Source organism: Propioniciclava sp. (assembly GCF_047602245.1).
Lineage (GTDB): Bacteria > Actinomycetota > Actinomycetes > Propionibacteriales > Propionibacteriaceae > Propioniciclava.
This window is the reverse complement of the sequence record NZ_JASGHT010000001.1, coordinates 2,786,167-2,809,411: the sequence shown is the minus strand read 5'-3', so window position 1 is coordinate 2,809,411 and position 23,245 is coordinate 2,786,167. Positions and strand designations below refer to the sequence as shown.

Below are 23,245 nucleotides of genomic sequence, written 5' to 3'. Positions count from 1 at the left end.
GATCGGGGCTGGTCGCACGCCTAATGTCCCGGCTCATGAAGATTGCAGTGATCGGTGCCGGCTATGTCGGCGCAGCCCTCGCCGTGCTGCTCTCGCAGCGCCATCACGTCGCGGTGCTCGATATCGATGCCGCCCGCGTCGATCGCCTCAACCATCGCCTGCCGCCGGTCGAGGATGCCGGGCTGGCGTCCTTCTTGCGCCACGCCCCGCTGAATCTGCGCGCCTCCACGAGCGCCGCGAGCGCCCTGGCCGGTGCCCGGTTCGTGGTGATCGCGACGCCCACCGACTACGACGAGCGGGCCGGATCCTTCGACACCTCGGCCGTGGAGAGCGCGGCCGCCCAGGTGGCGCGCTGGGCGCCGTCGGCGACGGTGGTCATCCGGTCGACGATCCCGGTCGGCTACACCGAGGACCTCGCCCGGCGCTCCGGCCTGCAGGTGCTGTTCAGCCCGGAGTTCCTGCGCGAGGGCCGCGCGTTGCACGACAACCTGCACCCCTCGCGCGTCATCGTCAGCCCCGACGTGCCAGCCGCGCACGCGTTCGCGTCGCTGCTGGTCGAGGTGTCGGCCCACGCCGAGGTGCCGGTGCGATTCATGTCGTGCGCCGAGGCGGAGTCGGTGAAGCTGTTCGCGAACACCTACCTCGCGCTGCGGGTGGCGTTCCACAACGAGTTGGACACCTACGCGGCCTCGCACGGGCTCAACGCTCGTGCAATCATCGAAGGCGTCGGGCTCGACCCGCGAATCGGCACCCACTACAACAACCCGAGCTTCGGCTACGGCGGCTACTGCCTGCCGAAGGACACCCGGCAGCTGCTGGCCACCTACGACGACGTGCCGCAGACCCTGATCCGCGCCGTGGTGGACTCCAACGAGTTGCGGATGGATTTCATCGTCTCCGAGATCCTTGCCCTGCGTCCATCCGTGGTCGGCGTCCATCGGCTGGCGATGAAAGCCGGCTCGGACAACTTCCGCTCCTCGTCGGTGCAAGGCGTGATGCGGCGCCTGATCGAGCGCGGCTGCCGGGTGATCGTCTATGAGCCGCTGCTGGACGAGCCGCGGTTCTCCGGGGCTCCGGTGGTCGGCAGCCTGGCCGCGTTCAAGGCGCTGGCGGACGTGATCGTCGCCAACCGGATCACCGACGACCTGGCCGATGTCGCCGGCAAGGTCTACAGCCGCGACATCTTCGGCGCCGACTGACGACGGCCCGATCCGGGATTCCGGCCTCCGCGAGCCTTGCGTGGGGCGTCCACGCAAGGACGCCGTGGAAAAGTACCCCGTCGCGCCGTCTCAATCGACGCCAGCACCGGCCATGTTAGAGTCGATCCACCATGCATCCGCCCGCGCCGCCGCCGCAGAAAAAACACTCGAAATGGCCGTATGCCATTCTCCTCTTCGCCATGGTCGCAGGCGTATCAATGGTGGCCTTCGTCATTTTTTCTCTCGCCGGACCGAGCATCAGGATGCGCGCCAGTCAAGGCCAGGTCGAGGCGAACGTGGCGGCGGTCGCCGGCGTGGAAAGCGTGCAGACCGAGACGCGCACCGATGCCGTATCGCGACTGGTCGTGACGGTGACAGGCACGCCCGACCAGAGCATTGAGGACGCCTACGCGACGGTGCGCCAGATCAAGGAAATCGCCGAACCTCTTCGCTCGACCCTTGTTTTCAGGCAGGAATACCACGGCGGCACCATCGAGGCGAGCATCAATCTGGACAGTTCGTTCGATGTGTCAGAAATCCCCCTCGCCGCACTCGCCTCCGAAATCGAAGCCGGAGCCTCGTCCGCCACCACACGCAACGGCTATACCCCCGAGTTCTTCTGCTCGTCGGAATACTCATCCTCCTTGCAGGAATTCGACACGCTGTGGCGGGTGCTTTCCCGACCCGACGGCGGCTGCCCCAACCTGACCCGCGCCGCGACCCTCGACACGCACGCGATCTCGGTCGCCCCCGGCGACACCCTGGCCAGTGTGCCTTCTCGCCAACTCGGCGGCCTGCTGCCTCACACCACGGACCTGGCCGTCGATGCGGTCGGCAACGATCAGGTGCGCTACCACGTGACGCTGGCGGAGATGCCGAGCGCCGAGGCGATCAGCCTGTCCGACCCGGCCATCGCGGCACTCGTATCGTTCCTGGAGGGCGTGCAATACGCCGGCGGCGCGGGCGAGCGCAGCGTCGTCCTCGAGTGGCCGCTCAGCGGACGCCACCACACACTCAGGTTCAGCGGTTCCTCCCTGGACGCCAGCGGCATCTCGTCCGACCAGTACACACCCTCCGATTCAACCGAGAAGATGCGCATGATCATCTCGTTGATGCGCTAGGCGGCCGCACATCGTGACCGATCGGCGTCCAGACTCTGCTCGGCCGGGCACGTCAACTCGCGTGACCAGTGGAGCCGGCCTCCCCCCACGAGCGCAACACAGTGTCGAGAGCATCGATGACTCGATCGAGTGTGGTGGCCAGCGGACGCGGCTGCTTGAACCCTCCGGACAGTTCCAGCGAGATGAACCCGTGCGTCGTGCTGCGAATGAGGCGGACCGCGTCGGTGAGGTCGTCCCCCGACAACGCGTAGGCCCGCAACGCGGACGCGATCACCGCGAGGATCTCACCGGCCGCCGCCTGCCCTTCGGCGTCGTCGAGGTCGGGCGCGACCTGGAGCGCGGCGTAGCGCCCCGGATGGTCGTTCGCCCAGCCGCGCAGCGCCGCGATGATGCCGCTCAGCGCCTCGCGCCCGGAGAGTCCCGCGCAGGCTTTCGACACCACGACGGACGCCTCGTGCGCGGCCAGTTGCCCGATCGCGCCACGCAGATCGGCGACGTCGGTGACATGGCGGTACACCCCGGGTGGGGCGATGCCGAGCGAGCGGCCCAGTCGGGTGAAGGTGACCTGTTCGAGTCCGAGTTCGTCGGCGAGGTCGGCGGCGTACGCGACGACCTTGGCGCGGGTGAGCCGCTCAGCCATGAGCGCCCTCCTCCGCGAGGAACGCCAGCACCTCGGCGAGCACGGCGTCCGCCTGTTCGGCTTGCGGATAGTGCCCGGCACCCGGAATCATCCGGTGCTGACCGCGCAGGGCCTGCGCGATCCAGACGGCTTCGGCCTCGGGATCGCGGAAGTCGGGATCGCGCTCGCCCATGACCACCAGCGCCGGCGACGCCACCCGACCGAGCATCGCTTCGGCGGGAGCATGCGAGGTGCGCGCGGTCTGCTGGAACGCCCGCCACCGCCCCGGACGCCGCAGCAGCGCGTGCGTGCGGCGCAGCTGCTCGTCGTGGTCGTCCGGACGCCGCTCGCCGAACAGCGACGCGTGGTACCTGCTCCACACCGCCGGGCCCCATGGCTTCGCCAGCAGCGCCCGCATCACCCCGCGCATCGCGGCCGGGCCGTGGTCGCGCACGAACGGCCCGATCAGCACCAGGCGACCGACGGCGTCCGGGTTTTCGGCGGCGGCGATCACGGCCGCGGCGGCCCCCATCGAGTTGCCGATCACGGCCGCTGCCCGGCCGCCGAGCGCCTCGATGACAGCCAGGATGTCGCGCGCGGTGGCCGGATCGTCGTAGGCATCGAACTCCACCGCACTGTCGCCGTGACCGCGCAGATCCATCGCGGCGGCGCGATAGCCGGCCGCGGCCAGGCCGGGCAGCAGGTGCCGGAACGACGCCCGCGACTCCCCCATTCCCGGCACGCACACCACCAGCGGGCCATTGCCCTCCACCTCGACAGCGACCTGCCCGAACTCCTGGGAAACTCTCACCACATCCATAGTTATTGATCATAACATTTCGCTACTCATCATAACCATAGGGGGCCGGCGCCTGGGTCTGAGTGCGACGGCCCACTCCGCAACGGCGAAGCCGGCCGAGCGTCCACCATGCTCGGCCGGCTTCGCCGTTTCACGAGTTCCTACTTCAGCATCCACTCATCGGAGACGTAGTCGGTGCGGCCGTCCGCCGCGGTGAAGTCGGTGTAGACGTAGAAGCGCAGGTAGGTGCGCCCCCAGTACTGATAGGTCTTCACCCAGACGGTCTTGGTCGCCCAGCTGTGCACGTACCGCGTCATGTACCAGCCGTCGGACTGCCGGGTCAGCCGACTCGTCCCCCAGTCGCAGTCACTCGGGTGGCACTTGCCGAACGGACGAATGTAGAGCTGGCTGCCACCGCCGCCGGTGCACGGCTCACCGACCGGGCAGAGCACGACATCGTCGCAGCTCTGGCTGACGACCGCCTTGGTCACCGACCTGGTATTCGGATCGACGTTGCTCCACGTACCGGCCAGCGGCGAGGTGATGCAGAGCGCGTGAGCCGGCACCGCGTTGACGACGGTCGCTCCCGCGGCACCGACCACGGCGAGCATGAACGCGATCAGCATCCGCAGCGGAGCGCGCAATGTGGATTTCCCGGTCATGGGTCTCTCCCTTGGTTGACGGCCGTCCTCTCCGGACGCCCTATTGGCAAAGAAGAGGCCACGCCCGCCGTCCGTGATACCTCGGACGCGAGCCACCAGCGGCCACCACCAAGAACGACGCCGACAAGAGGTGAGAACTTTCGGGTCGGACTACCAGCCCGATTCTTCCCACATCAGCCTCGTGACCACGATGTCGCCGCCCCATAGCCCAGCCGGCACCTCCGCCACTAGAGCATCGAAACATCTGCTACATCTCACCCCACCCGAGGCCTACTCCCCTGCCACGCCACTAATCCTCACGCAATGCGACCGAGAGTTGGGCGAAATAGTTGCACTTTTCCCGGCGTGGCGGTCGCCGATCACGTAGAGCCTCCGCTGGGCGCGGCTGACGGCCACGTTAACCAGGTTCACGCTCCCGGATGCCCACGCCTTGGCGCCAGGCTTCGCCGGGTCGCCACCGAGGAGAAGGATCACCACAGGCGCTTCGCGCCCTTGAGCCGTATGGATCGTTCCGGCGCGCAGTCCGGGGTAGCTTGGCGCCATCGCCCGCAGAGCGTCGGCGATCGCCCGAAACGGGGAGATGACGATGATCTTCGATGCCGGGATGAGACTCCGGTAAATGAGGTCGTCCAATATCATTTTCAGCCGAACGATCTCCTCTTTTTGAAGGTGAGTTCCGGGCGTTCGGGCAGGCAGGTGTATCCATCGACTCGTCGCGATGAGCGGACCCATTGACCCGTCGAACAGATCGGGGTTGCCAGGGTCATCAAGACGGCGGATCACACCGTTCACCATGATCCCGTCATAAGCAATCTCGTTGCACAACGAGAACATCGGATCGTCGCAACGGCGGTGGACGCGCAGGGGCGCACTGACCCACATGTCTGCATCTCCTTGCGGAAGCGTCGTACCATAGACGGAGACACGGTCTGCAAGAGTCTGGACAGACGCTTGTGGCGGTATCCACGTCGGTAAGACACCGTAGGTCGCTGCGATATCCCGCTGCACCTTACGCGGGATCGTCACGACAGGTTGCAATTGGAGCGGATCCCCAACCGCAACGACACGGCGGGCACGCCAGATCCCACCAACGGCGTACTGCGGAGAAGCCTGGCCGGCCTCGTCAATGAGCAGCCATCCGATTGACTCTTGTCCGATGTCACCGAACATGCGCCCGAGCGAGGCGAATGTCGTTGACACCATCGGCACAACGAGAAAGAACAACCGCCACGCTGCGACACGTTTCTCGGGAGATAGATCATGGGGCACTATCCCCGCGACCACCTCGGTGGCTGCGCGCAACCAGTCCCGCATCTTCTCCGCGGTACAAGTCAGGAAATCTCGATGAAGCTGAAGCGCGGCAAGGAAAAGTTCCGATCGTGCGGCATCCAGTTCTGAATCAAGCCAAGGGGCGCGCAACTCGCGCTGGTCTCCACCCCCACTCTCGTCCGGATATGCGGCACCAAATCTCTGCCTATCTCCGTCGCAGTCCGCGCTGATCTGAGTCCGGACTTTTCGCGTGTGCGCGAGATCTGATTCGACACCGGAAATAGCGGCCATACTTCCATTTATTTGATCCCGAAGGAGGAGACCATCCGCAACTGACTTTTTGTAGGAACCTTCGGAACGCGACAGGATATCGGACAGCGCTACCGACTTCTCACGCCACTCGATTCGAGCACGACCGAACGTGAGAACGGCCTCAATGACCCCTGACTTGCTTTCCCTATGCCGCTCATAGCGTCCCGCCGCTCGTTCACATTCGGCTCGCAACGAAACTTCCCCTAGCTGATGTGACGCAAGCTCATCTTCGAGACGACGGTAGGTTCCGTTCAGTTGGTCGAGCCACCCCAACAACTGATTTTCGTGGGCGACGGCCTCCATCAGTTGTCGCCTGCGTTGTTGGGCCTGATGTCGCTCATCAATCAGTGCCTGAACCTTCGCTTCGGCTTTCGCGAAGGCACTGCGCGCGTCTGCCCAATTGGTGCGTTCGCCTTCCTTTCCAACCCACGTCTCAAGCGTTGCGTACATGCCTGGCGTACGACCGGCCGCTGAATCATCCGCCTTGTCGGTGGTATCGAACCAGAACCGCCGGCGAAAGTTCGAGCGGTTCCGCTTGTTGCCGAGCCTGGCTGCGACAAGCCCCCAGGCGCGTAACGGCTCACCCTCGCCAGAAACTGGGGCACTGCCTCCAGCACGGAGCACCTCAGTGGCGATATCGGCAAAGTAGTCGACCCCACCCGGCCACCGGCTATCAATCGCTGCGGTGGAGGGAATCTCAACGGTGACGTTGTCGACGGCCGCATTGTTGGCTGATGCCACCACCATTTCGAAGCCGGTCAAATCAGCACGAAGTTCGGGGACTTCCCTCAGATACCCTCCTTGATTCCAGCGGTGCTGCCCGGAGACGAACGCATCATCTGGGCGTCGGAGCGAGGAAAGCCGCCGGGCACGCTCAACCACATTGCCGGCCAGAATATCGCGCAGCATGGTTGTCTTTCCCGTGCCGGGTGGACCATTAACGCCCATCAGCCCACCCGCACCGGCGAGGTCTTTGAGCGCATGATTCACCGCAAACTGCTGGCTCAGCGCAAGAGTGTGCTCAGGGTCAGACGGCCAACGACCCAGCGGGAGTCGGTCGATCGAGACACTGGCGTCCACGACGGAGGGAACTTTAATCACATCAACCCGTCTAGCCACGTCAAGGGAGGCGTCGCCGGTGAGGTACATATTGAGTGCACTACCGCCGCCGTCGTCCGAAATCCGCGATCGAACCAGATTGAGATCTTCAAGGAAGAAGCTGTTAAGGAAGTCCATATCGATCTCATCGTCTGGACGATCCGCAGGCACCATCACACTCTTGATGATCACCCGCTGAGTCGCGAGGTTCTCGACGCCATCAATTCCGGCAGACGCGTGCGCTAGCCGTGTCAACGCATACATCGAGTCCGCGTCAAGAGCAGACTGCTCGGCAGCATCCTCTGCCCGTTCGACCTCGTGGGCATCGAGCATCTTGACGAAGGCATCCTGTGCCGCACTGAATCCATCGGCCCAACCGAGATTCCGCGGACCCAGCGAACGTATCCGCGACACAGCCCACAAAGCGGAGGACAGCACCGCCGAACCCACCGCTATACGACCGTCTTGATCGACAAGAACACCGGCACACGCGCTGGTTCCCCCGGGCCGTTCGTCGTATGCATCCCGGTCATCGTGGAAGAACTGGTGCAATATCTCGTAGGTGTCCTCAAGCTGATAGACACCTAGATACAGCGTGTGTTCCCACACCCACCGCTTTCCGTCACGGAGCTTGGGTGGCTCCAGGCGCTCCCACGGCAACCGCGCGTCGCGTCCCTTTCCCGGCCATTCGATGACCCGCTGATCTGAACCCACCGCCGCAGCCGATGTCGGCTTCGGCACCGGCTGCGGACTGAACAGTTCCAACATCCACCAGAACCGCAGAATGCGCTGCTGTTCGTCAAGCCTTGAGACTGCACCCATGACCCCATCCTGCACTCCGCCACCGACAATGCGCACCACCACAGCGATACTCAGCCAACCGGTCCGGAGACCTCGTCCGATGGATGTGGCAGGATTCGGCCGTGGACTGGCGGGAACGCACCTCCCCCGACCAGGCGCTGGAAGGCGGCGGTGTCACCTCGGGCTGGCCCTCGCCCTTCTACCTACCTGAGGCACGTCCCTTTCAACCTCGGCTGGCCAACCAGCCAAGGTTCTCCACCACGACACCAAGCACCAGGTTCGTCGGGTCGATCAGCTCGTAGTGGCCCACACCGGGGACCCTGACCAGCTTCACCGGGGAACCGGCACGCGCGGCCTTCGCGGCGTAGGACCCACTCACCGACCAAGGGACCTCGTCGTCATCGTCGCCGTGGATCAGCACCACCGGAACAGGGGTTGGCAAGCGGCGGGACGGGTCGGCGTCCGTGTATCGCTCGGGAAACTCCTCGGGCGAACCGCCGATGAACTCGGCCAGCGCGCCGTCACCCAGGTTCAACTCGGCAACCAACCCGAGGTCGACGCAGCCGGCCAACGACACCGCACCCGCGAAGCCCGGCAGCTCCGACAGCGCCCACACCGCCAACTGCCCTCCGGCCGAATGCCCCACCACGACCCGCGGCTCGGGAAACCGCCCATCGGCCACCACAGCGGCCAATCCAATGCGGATGTCGTCCAGCGTGCCGGGGTATCCCCCGCCCGGCATGCCGGTCCGCCGGTATTCGAGCACGGCCGTCGGGTGCCCACGCTCGGCGAATCCCTGAGCTTGGGCGGCCGCATGCGACCGGTCGTAGCAAGCCCGCCAGAAGCCGCCGTGAATCACGACCACGCTCGGCACCCCATCCCCCACCTCAGCAGGGAGACGCACATCGTAGACCTGTGCAGCGTCCGGACCGTAGCTCACCGTGTCGGCGGGTGCACACGCCTGCGACATCGCGGCATCGGGCTCGTCTTTCGCGGACATGCCACCACTGTGCCGCCCCGGTCCTATTGTTCATAACCGGACGAAGGGATCAATGATGACGACGATGACCACCCGCGACGACTGTGTGCTCGCCGATGAGCGCGACCCGCTGGCGGGATTCCGGAGCAGGTTCGTGATGCCCGCGGGCGTCATCTATCTGGACGGCAACTCACTGGGACCGATGCCCACCGACGCTGCACGCCGCGCCGCCGAGGTGGTCACCGAGGAGTGGGGCCAGCAGCTGATCCGGGCCTGGAACACCCGCGGCTGGTTCGACCTGCCCGCCCGGCTGGGTGATCTGCTGTCGCCGCTGATCGGCGGTTCCGAGGGCCAGACCGTGGTCACCGACAGCACCTCGATCAACCTGTTCAAGGCGCTCGCCGCCGCGCTCACCATCCAGGACGCCGACCGTCCCGGCCGCCGGGTGATCGTCTCGGAGCGGGAGAATTTCCCCACCGACCTGTACATCATGCAGGGCATGAGCGCGTTCCTCGACCGGGGCTACGAACTCAAGCTGATCGACGACGACACCACCCTCGCCGAGGTGCTCGATGAGCAGGTCGCCGTCGTCGCGCTCTCGCACGTCAACTACCGCACCGGCGCATTGCACGATATGGACGCCGTCACCACCGCCGCCCACCGGGCCGGCGCGCTGATGATCTGGGACCTGTGCCACACCGCCGGTGCCCTACCGATCGAGTTGTCCGCCTGCGATGTCGATTTCGCGGTGGGCTGCACCTACAAGTACCTCAACGCCGGACCGGGCGCGCCCGCGTTCATCTGGGTCAACGACCGTCACCAGAACCGGTTCTGGCAGCCGCTGTCGGGCTGGTGGAGCCACCAGGCGCCGTTCGCGATGGCGCCCGACTACGCGCCGGCGTCCGGCATTCAACGGTTCCTGTGCGGAACGCAACCCATCGCGTCGATGAGTATCGCCGAGTGCGGGCTGCGGATCGCCGCCGAGGCCGACCTGGACGAGGTGCGCCGCAAGTCGCTGGCCCTGGCCGACCTGTTGATCGACCTGGTCGAGACCCGGTGCGCCGGGCACGACCTCACCCTGGTCACCCCGCGCGAGCACGAACGCCGCGGCAGCCATGTCAGTTTCCGGCACCCCGACGGGTATGCGATCGTGCAGGCGCTGATCGCCCGCGGCGTGATCGGCGACTACCGCGAGCCCGAGATCATCCGGCTCGGCCTCACCCCGCTCTACCTGGGCTATGCCGACATCTGGGACGCCGTCGACATCCTGGCCGGCATCCTCGACACCCGCGCCTGGGATCGTCCCGAATACCGCACCCGCGGCGCCGTCACCTGAGCGGGCCACGTCCGCCACCACGTGACGGGCGCCCCGGCACCGACCGGACGCCCCACTCCTCCCTCCCCCGCACAAAGGAATCTCCGTGAGCAGTTTCGACAAAATCCAACGCCGCGAACAGGGGTTGAGCCGTAGCCTCACCTCGCGCCAGATCGGCATGATCGCGCTCGGCGGCGCGATCGGCACCGGGCTGTTCCTCGGCTCGAAGTTCGCGATCAGCTACGCCGGGCCGTCGGTCATCATCAGCTACGCGATCGGCGCGCTCGTCGCGCTGCTGCTGATGGCAGCACTCGCCGAGATGACCATCCAGCACCCGACGTCCGGCTCGTTCGGCGCCTATGCCGAGCATTACATCGGGCCGATGGCGGGCTTCCTGGTCCGGGTCTCCTACTGGTCGTGCATCGTGCTGGCGGTCGGCACCGAGGTGACCGCGATCGGCACCTATATGGCCTTCTGGCTACCGGATGTGCCCGGACTGGTCTGGATTCTGGGTTTCTCGGCGGCGCTGATCGGCGTCAACATGTTCAACGTGCACACCTTCGGCACGCTCGAGTACTGGCTGTCGTCGATCAAGGTGTTCGCGATCATCGCGTTCATCGCGATGGCGGCCGTCGCGGTGTTCGGGCAGGCCAGCCCGGAGTTCGGGTTCCACAATTACACCGCCGAGGGCGGCTTCATGCCCAACGGTCTGTGGGGCACCTGGGTGGCGGTGATCGTGTCGATCTTCAGCTATCTGAGTGTCGAGATGATCGCGGTCGCGGCCGGCGAAGCCGAAGAGCCCGAGGTGGCCACCCGCAAGGCGTTCCGGACGGTGGTGCTGCGGCTGTTCCTGTTCTACATCTGCACGCTGGCGCTGGTGGTGGCGATCGCGCCCACCAGCAGGATCCTCGAAGGCGGCAGCCCGTTCGTGACCGTGATGACGGTGCTCGGCGTCCCGCTGGCCGACAGCATCCTCAATTTCGTGGTGATCATCGCGGCCCTGTCGGCGATGAACAGCCAGCTCTACACCTCGACCCGGATGGCGTTCAGCCTGTCGCGCAGCGGGGACGCCCCGCCGTTCGTCGGCAAGGTCGCCGCGAACGGCGCGCCGACGAACGCGCTCGTCCTGTCCGCTGTCGGGATCGCGGTCGCGACCATCGTCTACGTGATCAACCCCGAGCAGGCGTTCACCGTGATGATGGCGATCTCGATGTTCGGCGCGATGTTCACCTGGCTGATGATCTTCGTGTCGCACATCTTCTTCCGCCGTGCTCTCGCCGCCAGCGGCGAGCCGCTGAAGTACCGGCTGCCGTTCTACCCGGCCGGCACCTATCTGGGCGCCGGGCTGATGGTGGCGATCCTGATCACGACCGTCTTCACCGACTCGTCGTTCAACATGACGCTGGTCTTCGGCGTCCCGTTCCTGGCGATCGTCAGCGTCTGGTACTGGGTGCGGGTGCGTCCGCGCAAGCTGGCCGAGTCGGCCGACCACGCCGGGCAGGATTAGGCGTCCGCGAGAAAATCCGAACAACAAAGAGAAGAGGAGCGGCACCGTCGGTGTCGCTCCTCTTACTCGAATGGTGGCCGTGGGACCAGCCCGACCATTTCCCGGCTACATCGAGACCTCCGGGATCCCTGGCTGTTCACCGGCCGCTCGTGGGAACGACCGGAGAGAACAGTGCGACAGCGAGCGCCATCGCGGTGGCGACGAGACCAGTGCTGAGCAGCACGACGGCGGACGAGGTGACCGCGCCGTAAACGGCACCGACGAGGACGAGCGGCATCAGGGCGACGGCGATGTTGCCGGCGCGATCGCGGCCGACGATCCTCTTGGAGGCGGCCTCGGTGGCGCGGACGAGAGTGGTGGTGCTCATATGAGTGCTCCTTGACATGTGATGTGCAGGAACACCGACCGTGCCCTGCACGGCTGTGTGCACCCCCAGCGGGGTACCTGCTCAATTATAGTAATAAGGACTACAAATAGGCAAGGGGTGGCCCCGATACCCCATGAGCAGCGGGCCGGCTCGGCGGGTGGGCGTCCGCTGTGCTACAGTCTTCAAAGTCCTACTAAATAGGGCGGCATTAAAGGAGAACCGGATGCTCGTGATACGCCACCGTGCGCAGTCCCCGCTCCCCTCCGCCGACCGCTGTTGTTGTCGCCGGAGCCAGTGAGCCGGACGCCGCACCGCCCCCTGGGGCGTTCTCACGACATTGATCTTCCAGATAGAGAAGGTCGCTCAGCGCTGGAGAATCACGTTTCCCCTCACCCGGACCCTGTTCAGCCTGCCCTGACGAATCCTTCGTCGCCCAGCTGAACCACACCCCATCCCATACCCGCGCGTCCGTACGGCGTGTTCCGCCGGCTGCGCACGCCTGCCCATCCACCAGACCAACCTGGAAGAGACCGATGAAGAAACCCCCGCGGATCCTGTCCGCCCTCGTGATCGCCGTCCTCGCCTCAGCGGGCCTGACCGCATGCGGAAGCACCGGCGCGCCCACCAAGAACGAGCAGACCACGATCCGCTACCAGAGCTATCCGGTGACGCTCGATCCATTCCTGCTGGCCGACGCCATGGGCGAGTTCGAGGGTCTCACCCTTGAGCGGGTCGGTGACATCACCGGCGGACCGCAGGCGCTGCAGGCCCTCGCCTCGAACCAGACCGATATCGGCGGGTCGGCGTTCTACGGCGCGATCGCGCAGTTGGTCGCGACCGGTGCCCCGATCAAGGCGGTGATTCCCTTCTACGGGTCGAACGAGCAGACCAATAGCAAGCTCGTGGTGCTGGAAAGCTCGGGCATCCATTCCGCGCGTGACCTGATCGGCAAGACCATCGCGGTCAACACGCTCGGCGCGAACTCCGAGGCGGTTCTCGACACGTGGTTCGCCCAGCAGGGGCTCACCCCAGCCGAGCAGGACCAGATCACGCTCGTGCCGCTGCCACCGCTCAACACGCCCGAGGCGCTCAGCAAGGGCCAGGTGGACGCCGCGGTGCTCAGCTTCCTCGCCTACCAGCACACCGCGACGCGCTATCCGATCCGGGAGTTGGTGAACGATGTCGAGGTGATCGGCGGGCCTTATGCAGGCGGGGCGATCACATTGCGCACCAGCTTCATCGAGCAGAACCCGAACACCAGCCGCCAGTTGGTGGCCGGCGTCGCCAAAGCGATCGAGTTCATCGAAACCCATGACAAGCAAGAGGTCTTCGATCTCTACTTCCCCTACCTGGAAAAGCACGGCTTCACCGACTACATCGAGCCGATCAGGGCGAACTACCCCGGCACCCTGGGGCTCGCACCCAAGGCGACGATCTCGGACGAGGACATCCAGCGCTGGGTCGACTGGCTGGGCCAGCGCGGCGATATCGATGCCCGCGCACTCGACGTCTCGCGCGTCTACACCAACGATCTCAACCCGAATGCCTGAGGTGACGACCATGAGTTCGCGGATCGCATTGAGCGGCGTCCGGCACACCTTCTGGGTGCGCGGCGATCATGACAAGCAGTTGCGCGAGTTCGTCGCGCTCGATGGGCTGGACCTGGAGGTCGGTGCCGGCGAGTTTCTCACCGTCGTCGGCCCGTCCGGCTGCGGCAAGTCGACCGTGCTCGACCTGATCGCCGGGCTGGCCACGCCAAGAGCCGGACGCCTCACCATCGACGGCCGTCCGATCAGCGGCCCCGGCCTGGACCGTAGCGTGGTGTTCCAGCAGTACACCTTGCTGCCGTGGCGGACGGCGTCCGCCAACGTCGAGTTCGCGCTCGAGGCCAAGGGTGGGTTGTCCAAGTCCCAGCGGCGGGAGGTTGCCCGCGAGTACCTGGAGCTCGTCGGCCTGGCCGAGTTCGCGAACCGGTACCCGCATGAGTTGTCCGGCGGGATGAAGCAGCGGGTGGCGATCGCGCGCAGCCTGTCCTATCAACCCGAGGTGCTGTTGATGGACGAGCCGTTCGGCGCCTTGGACGCCCAAACGCGCGAGCGGCTGCAGGAGGAGTTGCTGGCCATCTGGGCACGCACCGGCACCACGGTCGTCTTCATCACCCACGACATCGAGGAGGCGGTGTTCCTCGGACAGCGCGTCGCGGTGATGAGCGCACGTCCCGGACGGATCAGACAGGTCGTCGATGTCGATCTCGACCGGTCGAGTGCGCAGGAGAGCGATCTGCGCGCTACGCCGGAGTTCGCCCGCTACCGCCACGAGATCTGGTCGTTGCTGCGGGAGCAGCACACCACCACGCACTCCAAGGAGCTTGCCCATGCCTAGCCTGACGGTGGTCGACGAGAAGACCGAGGCCCGCCCGAATCCGCGCCAAGAGGCGTCCGTTCATGCCAAAGGCGTGTCGCTGCGGCGGCGCCGGGCGGTCACCGTCGGACGCGGCATCTCCGGTGTGGTCGCACTGGCGCTGATCTGGGAGTTCGCTCCGCTGATCGGCCTGGTGGACGCCTATTTCATTCCGCCGTTGCATGTGGTGCTCGCCGAGGGGTGGCGCATGGTGAATAGCGGTGAGTTGTGGCAGCACGTCTCGGCCAGCCTGACCCGGTCGGTGATCGGGTTCTCGCTGGCGATCGCCACCGCGATCCCACTCGGCGCGGCCATCGCGTGGTACCGGCCGGCGCGCGAGTTCTTCACGCCCGTGCTGGAGCTTTTCCGCAACACCGCTGCTTTGGCGATCCTGCCGGTGTTCATGCTGATCCTGGGCATCGGCGAGACCTCGAAGATCGCGATCGTGCTGTTCGCCTGCTTCTTCCCCATCCTGCTGGCCACCATCTCCGGCGTCGCGACCGTGGACGCCCACCTGGTGCGTTCGGCGAAAGTGCTCGGGCTGTCACCAGTGGCGACCTTCCGCAAGGTCGTCTTCCCGGCGGCCGTGTCGACGATCTTCACCGGCGTCCGGATCTCGGGTGCCGCAGCCATCCTGGTCCTGATCGCCGCCGAGATGATCGGCGCGACCGCAGGCCTGGGATTCCTCATCAACTACGCGCAATACAACTTCCTCATCCCGAAGATGTACGCCGCAATCCTGACCACCTCCCTCATCGGCGTTGCCGTCAACTACGGCCTCGTCGCCCTTGAGCGTCGCTTCTCGCAGTGGCGCGCCTGACCTCCAAGGAGCCAACCATGTCCTCTTCCTCTACTTCTTCCTCCCCGCGGCAGCTGCACCTCAACGCCTTCCTGATGGAGGCCGGCCACCACGAGGCCGCCTGGCGACTGCCCGAATCCAACCCCCGCGCCGGCCTCGATGTCGCGCACTACATCGAACTGGCCCGGATCGCCGAGGCCGCGAAGTTCGACTCGATCTTCTTCGCCGACGGCGTCGCCGCCCAGGGATCGGGCGCGTTCCGGGTGCCCGGTCAACTCGAACCCTTGACGCTGTTGACCGCGGTGGCGGGCGCGACCGAGCGGATCGGGCTGATCGCGACGGCGTCCACCACCTACAACGAGCCGTATGCCCTGGCGCGCCGGTTCGCGACCGTCGACCATGTCTCGGGCGGACGCGCGGGCTGGAACATCGTCACGTCGGCGTCCGAAGCAGAGGCCGCGAACTTCTCGCTGGCCGAGCGCCCACTTCAGGCGACGCGCTACGACCGGGCCGACGAGTTCGTGCAGGTCGCGAAGAAGCTGTGGGACTCCTGGTCGGATGAGGTGTACCTCGGCGACAAGGAGCACGGCCGATGGGGTGACCCGTCCGGGCTGCGGCCGATCAACCACCGCGGCACCTATTTCCAGGTGGACGGCGCTCTCAACGTGCCGCGCCCGCCGCAGGGCTACCCGCTACTCGTACAGGCCGGGGCTTCGGCGACCGGCAAGGCGTTCGCGGCCCGGTACGCCGAGGCGATCTTCGTCGCCCACCAGACGCTCGCCGAAGCTCAGGCGTTCTACGCCGAGATCAAGCGTCTCGCCGCGGACGCCGGGCGCGACCCGGACACCGTACTGGTGCTGCCCGGGATCGTGCCGATCATCGGTGCCACCGAAAAGGAGGCAGCCGCGCTCGCCGCACAGCTCGATGACCTGCGCGTGCCGGAGTTCGGGTTGCAGATCCTGGCGCACGTCCTGGAGGCGGACCCCTCGGAACTCGTGCTCGACCAAGGGCTGCCGCCGTCGGTCACCCAGCGCACCCACCGAGAAGGGTTCGACTCCCGGTCACGGCTGGTGATCGACCTCGCGCAACGGGAGCAGCTGACCGTCCGCCAGATCCTCGCCCGGCTCGGCGGCGGGCGAGGCCATCACGTGGTCGTCGGGACGCCCGCGCAGATCGCGGACACCATCGAAACCTGGTTCACCACGGGTGCCGCGGACGGCTTCAACATCATGGGAGCCGCCCTGCCGAGTGGTTTGGTCACCTTCGCCGAGACGGTCGTGCCGATTTTGCAGCAGCGTGAGCTATTCCGCACCGAGTACACCGGGACCACCCTGCGCGACCATTACGGCCTCGCCAAGCCCGCCAACCAGTTCGAGGTGAAGGAGGTCGCCGGTGTCTGATTCCACCACCGGACGCCCCCGCGTCGCCGTCGTCGTCGGCAACCCGAAACCCGCATCGCGCACCCTCACGACCGCGCTGTACGTCGCCCGCGAACTATCCGGCGTCGAGCCAGCCGTGGTGGTCGATCTGACCACACTCGGTTCAGGGTTGCTGGACTGGTCGTCGCCCCAGGTCGCCGACCTGGTGACACGCGTGGGGGCGTCCGACCTTGTCGTGGTCGCGTCACCGACGTACAAGGGCACCTACACGGGATTGCTCAAGCTGTTCCTGGACCGATTCCCCGCCCGGATCGGCCTGCGCGGACTCGCCGTGCCCCTGCTCGTCGGCGGTTCACCCCATCATGCGCTCGCGCCGGAACTGACGCTGCGCCCGATCCTGACCGAGTTGGGCGCGACGGTGCCCGGCCGGGGGCTGTACGTGCTCGACACCGAACACGACGACCCGGACGCCTACGAGCACTGGCTCTCGGCGACGCGTCCGCTCGTGCAGACCTGGATCGAGAAGGCAGCATGACCATCGCGTTTCCGACCAACCAGGACCTCGACCCGATCCGGCTCCGGGAGGCGTTCGGCGCCTTCCCGACCGGCGTGGTCGCGGTCGCCGCCCAGGTCGACGGATACCCCGTCGGCCTCGCCGCCAGCAGTTTCACCAGCGTCAGCCTCGATCCACCGCTGGTCTCGATCAACCTTGCCAGCGCGTCCAAGACCTGGCCCGACCTACGCCGGGCCCGCCACTTGGGGCTCACCGTCCTCGCCCACCATCACGGTCCGCTGTGCCGGCAACTTGCCGGTGCCGTGGAACACCGGTTCGACGATGTGGCGGTGACGCTCACCCCTGAAGGCGCGATCCTGATCGACGACGGTCTGGCCCACTTCGACACCACGATCTACCGCGAGGTCGAAGCCGGCGACCACATCCTGGTGCTGCTGGAACTGCATGCGGTCGACCACACCAACGAACTGTCTCCCCTGGTCTTCCACCGCAGCGCATTCGGACGCCTCGCATGAGGGTGCCGCGGACGTTCGTCGTCCAAGTGGCGGACGCGGCACCGATCGGCACCACTTGCACCTCACCGCCGACGATGGTCAATTCGCCTTGCTGGGCGCCGGTGGGCGCTGAGGCCACAGCGCCCCGCTGCGCGTCGGTCAGGCCGTCCTGCGGCCGGGTCAGTTCCTCCGCGAGGGCATGATTCCATGGAGCCAGGAAGAAGGAGGGGCCATGCTGCTCATGCTCAGGTCGTTGTCGCTGGTCACTGCGGGAATGTTGATCGCGGGCTGCACGCTGGCGCCCGCTGGCCCCGACACGCCCCCTGCATCCCTGCCGCGCATGGAACGCCATGCGTCCGGGGGGATGTGCCCGGCCGGGCCGTGTTCGTCCGACCTCGTGGTCACCCCGGACGGCAGCTGGACCCTCGTCACCCAGGAAGGTGAGACCCGGGGGCAGCTATCGCCGGCGCAGAAGTCGCGGCTGGCCTCGGCCTACTCCGCCTCCCCACGACAGGTGACAGCAAACCCTCAGCCGCCCTGCGCGGACGCGCGAGACGGAATCCTCATCATTTACCGGTGGGAGTCCGATGGCATCGCCGGTTCGGCGTCCACCTGCGACCCGGCGCTGGACAGGAGCGATCCCCTGCTACGCGCCTTGGACGAGCTGGCGGATTCGCCGCGCTGAGCCACGGGAGTGGGGCCGCGAGCGCCGGAGTGATTTTTCTCATCGCAGCACTTTCATTGACCCGAGGCGTCCCGGACGCGGTGATGCCCCGATTAGCCGATCCATTCATGGACGCCGCCAGCGAACATGTGCACGTAGCCGCAGCGGCTGCAGATCACCCCGTCAGCGGAACGGTTCAGCCAGTCGAGGTCGAGGAAGGTCAACCCGGTGGTTTGCATCTTGATCTCGCGCTGGATGAATCGGTCATGACCGCAGACACGACAGACGAACGGCGTGCCGAACAGATGGACAGCGCTCCCGGAGACGGTCATGCCTTCATCGTGGCACAACCCGACCTTGACGACACCCTGGCTATCAACCATGCACCAGTTGCGAGACACGCCCCCGGGATACGCCCATGATGGCCGCAGCGTCGGTCACCGAATAGCCGGCCTCACGAAGCTGCCGCGCGACCTCCCGAGATCTGCGAGCGGCGTCCAGACTCGCCGCAGCCGCTTCTTCTGTGGCCTTCCTCGCCGCCACCACTTCCCTACCGAGGGCACCGAGCTCGGGCACGACCGTGATCACCCACTCGGAATGGTCGACATCGGGAACCTCCGTGTCGAGATAGTCCCGAACCTGCTGCTCCGCATCCGCGAGAGTCGAAAACTGAGTCACGTGATCATCGTCAAGCCAAAGCTCCCAGCCACGCTCCCAACGACGCGCAGTCACCGTGACCTCTTTCTTCACGAAGCTCACTCGGCTACCCGGCTCAAGACCAAGGTCGTCCCGGACACCCTTCGGAATGGTGATCTGCCCTCTGCTGGTGACGCTGCCAGTAGCCATGACTTCCTCCTTGCTACCAAGGTAAGGAGGAAGGTACGCCGGATCAACCAGACGACCCGACGGAACGGGCGAGACGGGACTGACAAGATGAGCGCATGGACGATCGCTTCGAGTTGGTCCGGGCTTCCTACGGCGCACGAGCACGCGAGTACATCGACGCACTCGGGAACATCGACCACGCGGACGCCTCCGACCTGGCGCTCATCGAGACTTGGGCGCGCGGCCTCAACGGCCCGGTGCTCGACGTGGGGTGCGGTCCCGGCCAATGGACGCACTTCCTCACCGGTCTCGGGATCGAGACCGAGGGCGTCGATCCGGTGCCCCAGTTCATCGCGAGTGCCAAAACAACCTATCCCGGGGAGCGTTACCGGCTCGGCCGCGCTGAATCACTCGGTGTGGCCGACGGCTCACTTGGCGGAATCCTCGCCTGGTACTCGCTCATCCACACCGAACCCGAGAAAATCGGCACAGCCCTCACCGAGTTCGCGCGCACCATCCGCCCAGGTGGCGGTCTCGCGCTCGGGTTCTTCACCGGACCCCGCCTCGTGCCGTTCGCCCACGCGGTCACCACGGCGTACTCCTGGCCGCTCGACCTCCTCACGACAAAGGTTGAGGACGCCGGCTTCGTCATCACGCATACCGAATCACGACCACTCTCCCCCACCCGGACGCACGGCGCGATCCTCGCTCAACGCGCTTAACCTCGGACCACGACAACTTCGACCGAATACCAAAGCGGATGCACCTAGTACGGCAGCCGTACTAGACCGTCAGCCCGGCGCCTCTGAGATCCTTGAGCACGCCCCGGACCTGGCTCATACACAATCTCAGTCGCACCCCTTGCGGGAGCTTAACAACCGTGCGAATTTCTCCGGGTGGCTCACATCTCGGGTTTCGATCAGCCAGGGCAACCTGTGGGAGCATAGCCTCGGCAACATTGATCGGTGGTCACGGTCCGTAACGGCGCGCCTTGGACACAATGGGAGGAGTTCTTAGTGAAGACGGGGTTGACCTTCTTTCTCCCGGTCACACCGGTGCGCCTACTTGCGACAAGGGCTCACTTCACCGACCGCCTAGATCCGGCGAGCAGCTTCGCCGAGGCCTCCGCCTGGTCAGGTGAGTCGGCGACAGTGCTCGATACGAGCCAGTCACGAACGATCGCCGTGACGGACGGGACCCTGCGAGACCACGGACTTAAGCCATCCCTAACCGATCACCACGGCACACCGTGGTCGACCGAAGATCGGAACCAGTTGATCACGGACGTTGTCTGCTCGGAGGTGAAGTCGCCGCTGCCAGAGTCCTGGCTGGCCCAGACGAAACTGGGTGATGGCTGATGCCTGAGGAGATTCGTGAAGTAGAAGCAAGGATCGCGGCCCAGTTGGCGCAGTTCACATCGCCCGATGCGGTAGCGCGTCGCACGCCGGCACCGTACGTGCGCCGGCACGCGGTGGAGCATGCCGCAGCAGGTCGACGGCTTGATGAGCGCTTCGTGAATACTGCCTTCTTGCCGTTTGTTGACGCCGAACGGCTGCGCTCTATACCGCCCGGAGAGTGGTCGGGGAAGGAGGATGGCGGGCGGTTGCTGGGTGCTTGGCGTCAGATCGCGCATGGCACCCTCTGGGACGATCCAGAGCGGAACCGGGATGCGCTGGCCTACTGGGGTGGAATTCAGCATCTGGATCAGGCATCCCTGCCGACCAAGCGAGTACAGATCTGTTGGGCCAACAGGACTCGCCCACAGGGTGAGATCCTCTGCCACACACATGCGAATGCACTAGCGAACGCCGTGCTGCCCGATGACCGAGTCGTCGTAATCACCGGTGGCAAGGACGGGAGCATTCAGGTATGGGACCTCACTTCTGGCGCCCGCGTCGACCTTCCCGACTTTGGTCACGCCGGCCCCGTGTTGGCGGTAGCCAGCGCGAGACTGCCCGACGGCAGAGTCGTCGCAATCACCGGAAGTGAGGATGGCACCGTTCGAGTATGGGACCTCATTGCCGGCGCTCCTATCGGCGACCCGCTCGTCGGCCACACCGATTGGGTGGAATCTATAACCACGGCGGTGTTGCCCGACGCCCGAGTCGTAGCAGTCGCCGGAGGCCGCGATGGCACAGCTTGGGTGTGGGACCTTCAGACGGGCACCCTCATTGCAAGCCCGCATACGGGTCACACTGGCTGTGTGTGGGCGATTACCACCGCGGTGCTGCCTGATAATCGAGACCGAGTTATCGCAATCACAGGAAGTGAGGATTGCACCGTCCGAGTATGGGACGTAATTACCGGCACACCTATCGGCAATCCGCTTACCGGCCACTTCGGCGAGGTACGGACGATTGCCACCGCGGTGTTGCCAGAAGACGGGGGCCGAGTCGTCGCAATCACCGGAAGCTTTGATGGCACGATGCGAGTGTGGGATCTCTCCACCGGCAAGCCCAGCAGTAGCCAGACCACCGGCTGGGTAGGAGCCATAACCAGCGCGGAACTGCCCGACGGCCGAGTCGTCGCAATCACAGGAGGTGAAGATTCCACCATACGAGTATGGGACGTCTTCACAGGCGCCCCCATCGGCAACCCATTCTCCGGCCATGCTGGCTGGGTAGAGGCGATGACCAGCGCGGAACTGCCCGACGGCCGAGTCGTCGCAATCACAGGAAGCAGCAACGGCACTGTTCAGATGTGGCCCCTCCTCACCAACACTCCACTCACCGCCAACGATTACTCTGCGGAGGCACTGACAGGCGCGGTGCTACCCGACGGTCGCGACGTTGCAATCACAGGCAGCCGGGACGGCACTGTGCGCGTGTGGGATCTTGCCACTGGCGCTCTCACCGGAGATCCACTCACAGAACACATCACCTGGGTTGGGGCGGTAACCAGCGTACGTTTGCCCGACGGTGAGGTCTTTGCCATTACCGGGAGCTATGATCGCACCGTTCGCGTGTGGGACCTGACTACGCGCGAGCCCGTCGGTAGTCCACTTTCCGGACAAGTCGGCGCAGTGGTAGCGGTGGCGAGCGAGGTCCTGCCCGATGGTCGAATCGTTGCAGTCGCGGGCAGCGTCGACGGCACCGTTCAGGTATGGGACCTCACCACCGGAAACCCCATCGGAAACCCACTCACAGGCCACACCGGAAGAGTGCGGGCAGTGTCCAGCGCAGCGCTGCCCAATGGTGAAGTAATCGCCATCACCGGCAGCGACGACGGCACCGTCCAGATATGGGACCTCACCACCGGAAACCCCATCGGCAACCCACTCACAGGCCACACCGGAAGAGTGCGGGCAGTGTCCAGCGCAGCGCTGCCCAATGGTGAAGTAATCGCCATCACCGGCAGCGACGACGGCACCGTCCAGATATGGGACCTCACCACCGGAAGCCCCATCGGCAACCCACTCACAGGCCACACCGGTAAAGTGGAGGCGGTGGACAGCGCGGCCCTGCCCAGTGGTGAGGTTATCGCCATCACCGGCAGCGACGACGGCACGGTAAGAGGATGGGATCTCACGACGATGCAGCCGCGGTTTGTGATTCCTACGAATGATCCAGTGACTGCGGTGGTTACTTGCAAAGTCCGCAACAGCGCAGTGGATGTCCTATTGCTCTCAAACGGGCTTGTTTACATGACCCTGGCCCTTGAAGGCGAGTGAAGGAGTTCCCGGGCGACCCCGCGGCGCGTAGAGCAACCTCCCATTTCGGTGCTTCTCCAGCGATATCGTGACCGCTCACCCTGCCGGTATAGCTCTTACGTCAACATGCGCAATACGAGCGATTCTCTCGGAGATCAATTCCTGACGCCCCCTTCGGCGTGTGATCGGAGCCTTGGACGCGAAAAGTTCTCTCGAATCTTCGGTGCCTGGCTGAGGATGCGCACCGCCACGATCGCTGGCCGACTGGCCGTCGCACTCGACGGCAAAACCGTACGCGGAGCTGGCGACGGTGACGCCCAGCCACCTCACCTGGTCGCCGCCCACACCCATGTCGATGGTCTCATGCTCGACCAAACCCAAGTCGGCCAGAAAATCCAACGAAATCCCCGCCACCCAGCATCTACTAGGCCTGATGAGAATTCAAAGGGGTGGTCGTGACGATGGACACCATG

Annotated in this window: 21 protein-coding genes; 13 read left to right on the top strand and 8 right to left on the bottom strand. The window is 65.5% G+C overall.

Going from position 1 to position 23,245, the window contains the following annotated elements; genetic code table 11:
- The first annotated feature begins 35 nt into the window (after window positions 1–35).
- Together QM708_RS13280 and QM708_RS13275 are read left to right on the top strand one after the other, a co-directional pair.
- Complete coding sequence (locus QM708_RS13280) at window positions 36–1,199, top strand: nucleotide sugar dehydrogenase (RefSeq protein ID WP_415109378.1); 1,164 nt, start codon at window positions 36–38, stop codon at window positions 1,197–1,199.
- A gap of 131 nt (window positions 1,200–1,330) precedes the next feature.
- Entirely contained in the window at window positions 1,331–2,320 is a 990-nt protein-coding gene (locus QM708_RS13275) for a hypothetical protein (RefSeq protein ID WP_415109376.1), read from the top strand.
- A 52-nt stretch (window positions 2,321–2,372) separates the two neighbouring features.
- Here the strand turns inward: QM708_RS13275 and QM708_RS13270 are convergent, their stop codons facing one another.
- From QM708_RS13270 to QM708_RS13250, 5 genes are all read right to left on the bottom strand, one after another.
- Window positions 2,373–2,960: a TetR/AcrR family transcriptional regulator gene (locus QM708_RS13270; RefSeq protein ID WP_415109374.1), complete on the bottom strand. Its 588-nt coding sequence runs from the start codon at window positions 2,958–2,960 to the stop codon at window positions 2,373–2,375.
- Entirely contained in the window at window positions 2,953–3,750 is a 798-nt protein-coding gene (locus QM708_RS13265) for an alpha/beta fold hydrolase (protein WP_415109371.1), read from the bottom strand. Before QM708_RS13265 ends, QM708_RS13270 begins: the two co-directional genes overlap by 8 nt.
- A 149-nt stretch (window positions 3,751–3,899) precedes the next feature.
- Window positions 3,900–4,400 (bottom strand): hypothetical protein, encoded by a 501-nt coding sequence (locus QM708_RS13260; protein ID WP_415109368.1) that lies wholly within the window; start codon window positions 4,398–4,400, stop codon window positions 3,900–3,902.
- A gap of 270 nt (window positions 4,401–4,670) precedes the next feature.
- Complete coding sequence (locus QM708_RS13255) at window positions 4,671–7,940, bottom strand: DEAD/DEAH box helicase (protein ID WP_415109365.1); 3,270 nt, start codon at window positions 7,938–7,940, stop codon at window positions 4,671–4,673.
- A gap of 163 nt (window positions 7,941–8,103) precedes the next feature.
- On the bottom strand, window positions 8,104–8,880 hold the full coding sequence (locus tag QM708_RS13250; RefSeq protein ID WP_415109362.1) for an alpha/beta hydrolase family protein: 777 nt from the start codon (window positions 8,878–8,880) through the stop codon (window positions 8,104–8,106).
- A 55-nt stretch (window positions 8,881–8,935) separates the two neighbouring features.
- Between QM708_RS13250 and kynU the strand changes: the two genes are divergently transcribed.
- Entirely contained in the window at window positions 8,936–10,195 is a 1,260-nt protein-coding gene (gene kynU / locus QM708_RS13245; RefSeq protein ID WP_415109360.1) for a kynureninase, read from the top strand.
- Between the two features lie 85 nt (window positions 10,196–10,280).
- Window positions 10,281–11,681 (top strand): amino acid permease, encoded by a 1,401-nt coding sequence (locus QM708_RS13240; RefSeq protein ID WP_415109357.1) that lies wholly within the window; start codon window positions 10,281–10,283, stop codon window positions 11,679–11,681.
- 136 nt (window positions 11,682–11,817) lie between these two features.
- Here the strand turns inward: QM708_RS13240 and QM708_RS13235 are convergent, their stop codons facing one another.
- On the bottom strand, window positions 11,818–12,048 hold the full coding sequence (locus QM708_RS13235) for a hypothetical protein (RefSeq protein ID WP_415109354.1): 231 nt from the start codon (window positions 12,046–12,048) through the stop codon (window positions 11,818–11,820).
- Between the two features lie 533 nt (window positions 12,049–12,581).
- Between QM708_RS13235 and QM708_RS13230 the strand changes: the two genes are divergently transcribed.
- The 7 genes from QM708_RS13230 (at window position 12,582) to QM708_RS13200 (ending at window position 18,319) form a co-directional block, all read left to right on the top strand.
- Entirely contained in the window at window positions 12,582–13,598 is a 1,017-nt protein-coding gene (locus QM708_RS13230) for an ABC transporter substrate-binding protein (protein WP_415109351.1), read from the top strand.
- 10 nt (window positions 13,599–13,608) lie between these two features.
- Window positions 13,609–14,430: an ABC transporter ATP-binding protein gene (locus QM708_RS13225; protein WP_415109348.1), complete on the top strand. Its 822-nt coding sequence runs from the start codon at window positions 13,609–13,611 to the stop codon at window positions 14,428–14,430.
- A complete protein-coding gene (locus tag QM708_RS13220; RefSeq protein ID WP_415109345.1) occupies window positions 14,423–15,268 on the top strand; it encodes an ABC transporter permease in 846 nt (281 codons plus the stop codon). Before QM708_RS13225 ends, QM708_RS13220 begins: the two co-directional genes overlap by 8 nt.
- 17 nt (window positions 15,269–15,285) lie before the next feature.
- Complete coding sequence (locus QM708_RS13215) at window positions 15,286–16,647, top strand: LLM class flavin-dependent oxidoreductase (RefSeq protein WP_415109342.1); 1,362 nt, start codon at window positions 15,286–15,288, stop codon at window positions 16,645–16,647.
- A complete protein-coding gene (locus QM708_RS13210) occupies window positions 16,640–17,161 on the top strand; it encodes an NAD(P)H-dependent oxidoreductase (protein ID WP_415109339.1) in 522 nt (173 codons plus the stop codon). The genes QM708_RS13215 and QM708_RS13210 overlap by 8 nt, the downstream gene beginning before the upstream one ends.
- The gene (locus QM708_RS13205; protein ID WP_415109336.1) at window positions 17,158–17,655 is read left to right on the top strand and encodes a flavin reductase family protein; all 498 of its coding nucleotides are present in this window, start codon (window positions 17,158–17,160) and stop codon (window positions 17,653–17,655) included. The genes QM708_RS13210 and QM708_RS13205 overlap by 4 nt, the downstream gene beginning before the upstream one ends.
- Before the next feature lie 211 nt (window positions 17,656–17,866).
- A complete protein-coding gene (locus tag QM708_RS13200; protein WP_415109333.1) occupies window positions 17,867–18,319 on the top strand; it encodes a hypothetical protein in 453 nt (150 codons plus the stop codon).
- A 92-nt stretch (window positions 18,320–18,411) separates the two neighbouring features.
- Here the strand turns inward: QM708_RS13200 and QM708_RS13195 are convergent, their stop codons facing one another.
- Complete coding sequence (locus QM708_RS13195; RefSeq protein ID WP_415109330.1) at window positions 18,412–18,630, bottom strand: zinc ribbon domain-containing protein; 219 nt, start codon at window positions 18,628–18,630, stop codon at window positions 18,412–18,414.
- 43 nt (window positions 18,631–18,673) lie between these two features.
- Complete coding sequence (locus QM708_RS13190; protein WP_415109327.1) at window positions 18,674–19,144, bottom strand: AbrB/MazE/SpoVT family DNA-binding domain-containing protein; 471 nt, start codon at window positions 19,142–19,144, stop codon at window positions 18,674–18,676.
- A gap of 95 nt (window positions 19,145–19,239) precedes the next feature.
- Between QM708_RS13190 and QM708_RS13185 the strand changes: the two genes are divergently transcribed.
- Window positions 19,240–19,845, top strand: coding sequence for a class I SAM-dependent methyltransferase (locus QM708_RS13185; protein ID WP_415109324.1), 606 nt, complete (start codon window positions 19,240–19,242; stop codon window positions 19,843–19,845).
- Between the two features lie 635 nt (window positions 19,846–20,480).
- A complete protein-coding gene (locus QM708_RS13180; RefSeq protein WP_415109321.1) occupies window positions 20,481–22,793 on the top strand; it encodes a WD40 repeat domain-containing protein in 2,313 nt (770 codons plus the stop codon).
- The last annotated feature ends 452 nt before the right edge of the window (window positions 22,794–23,245 follow it).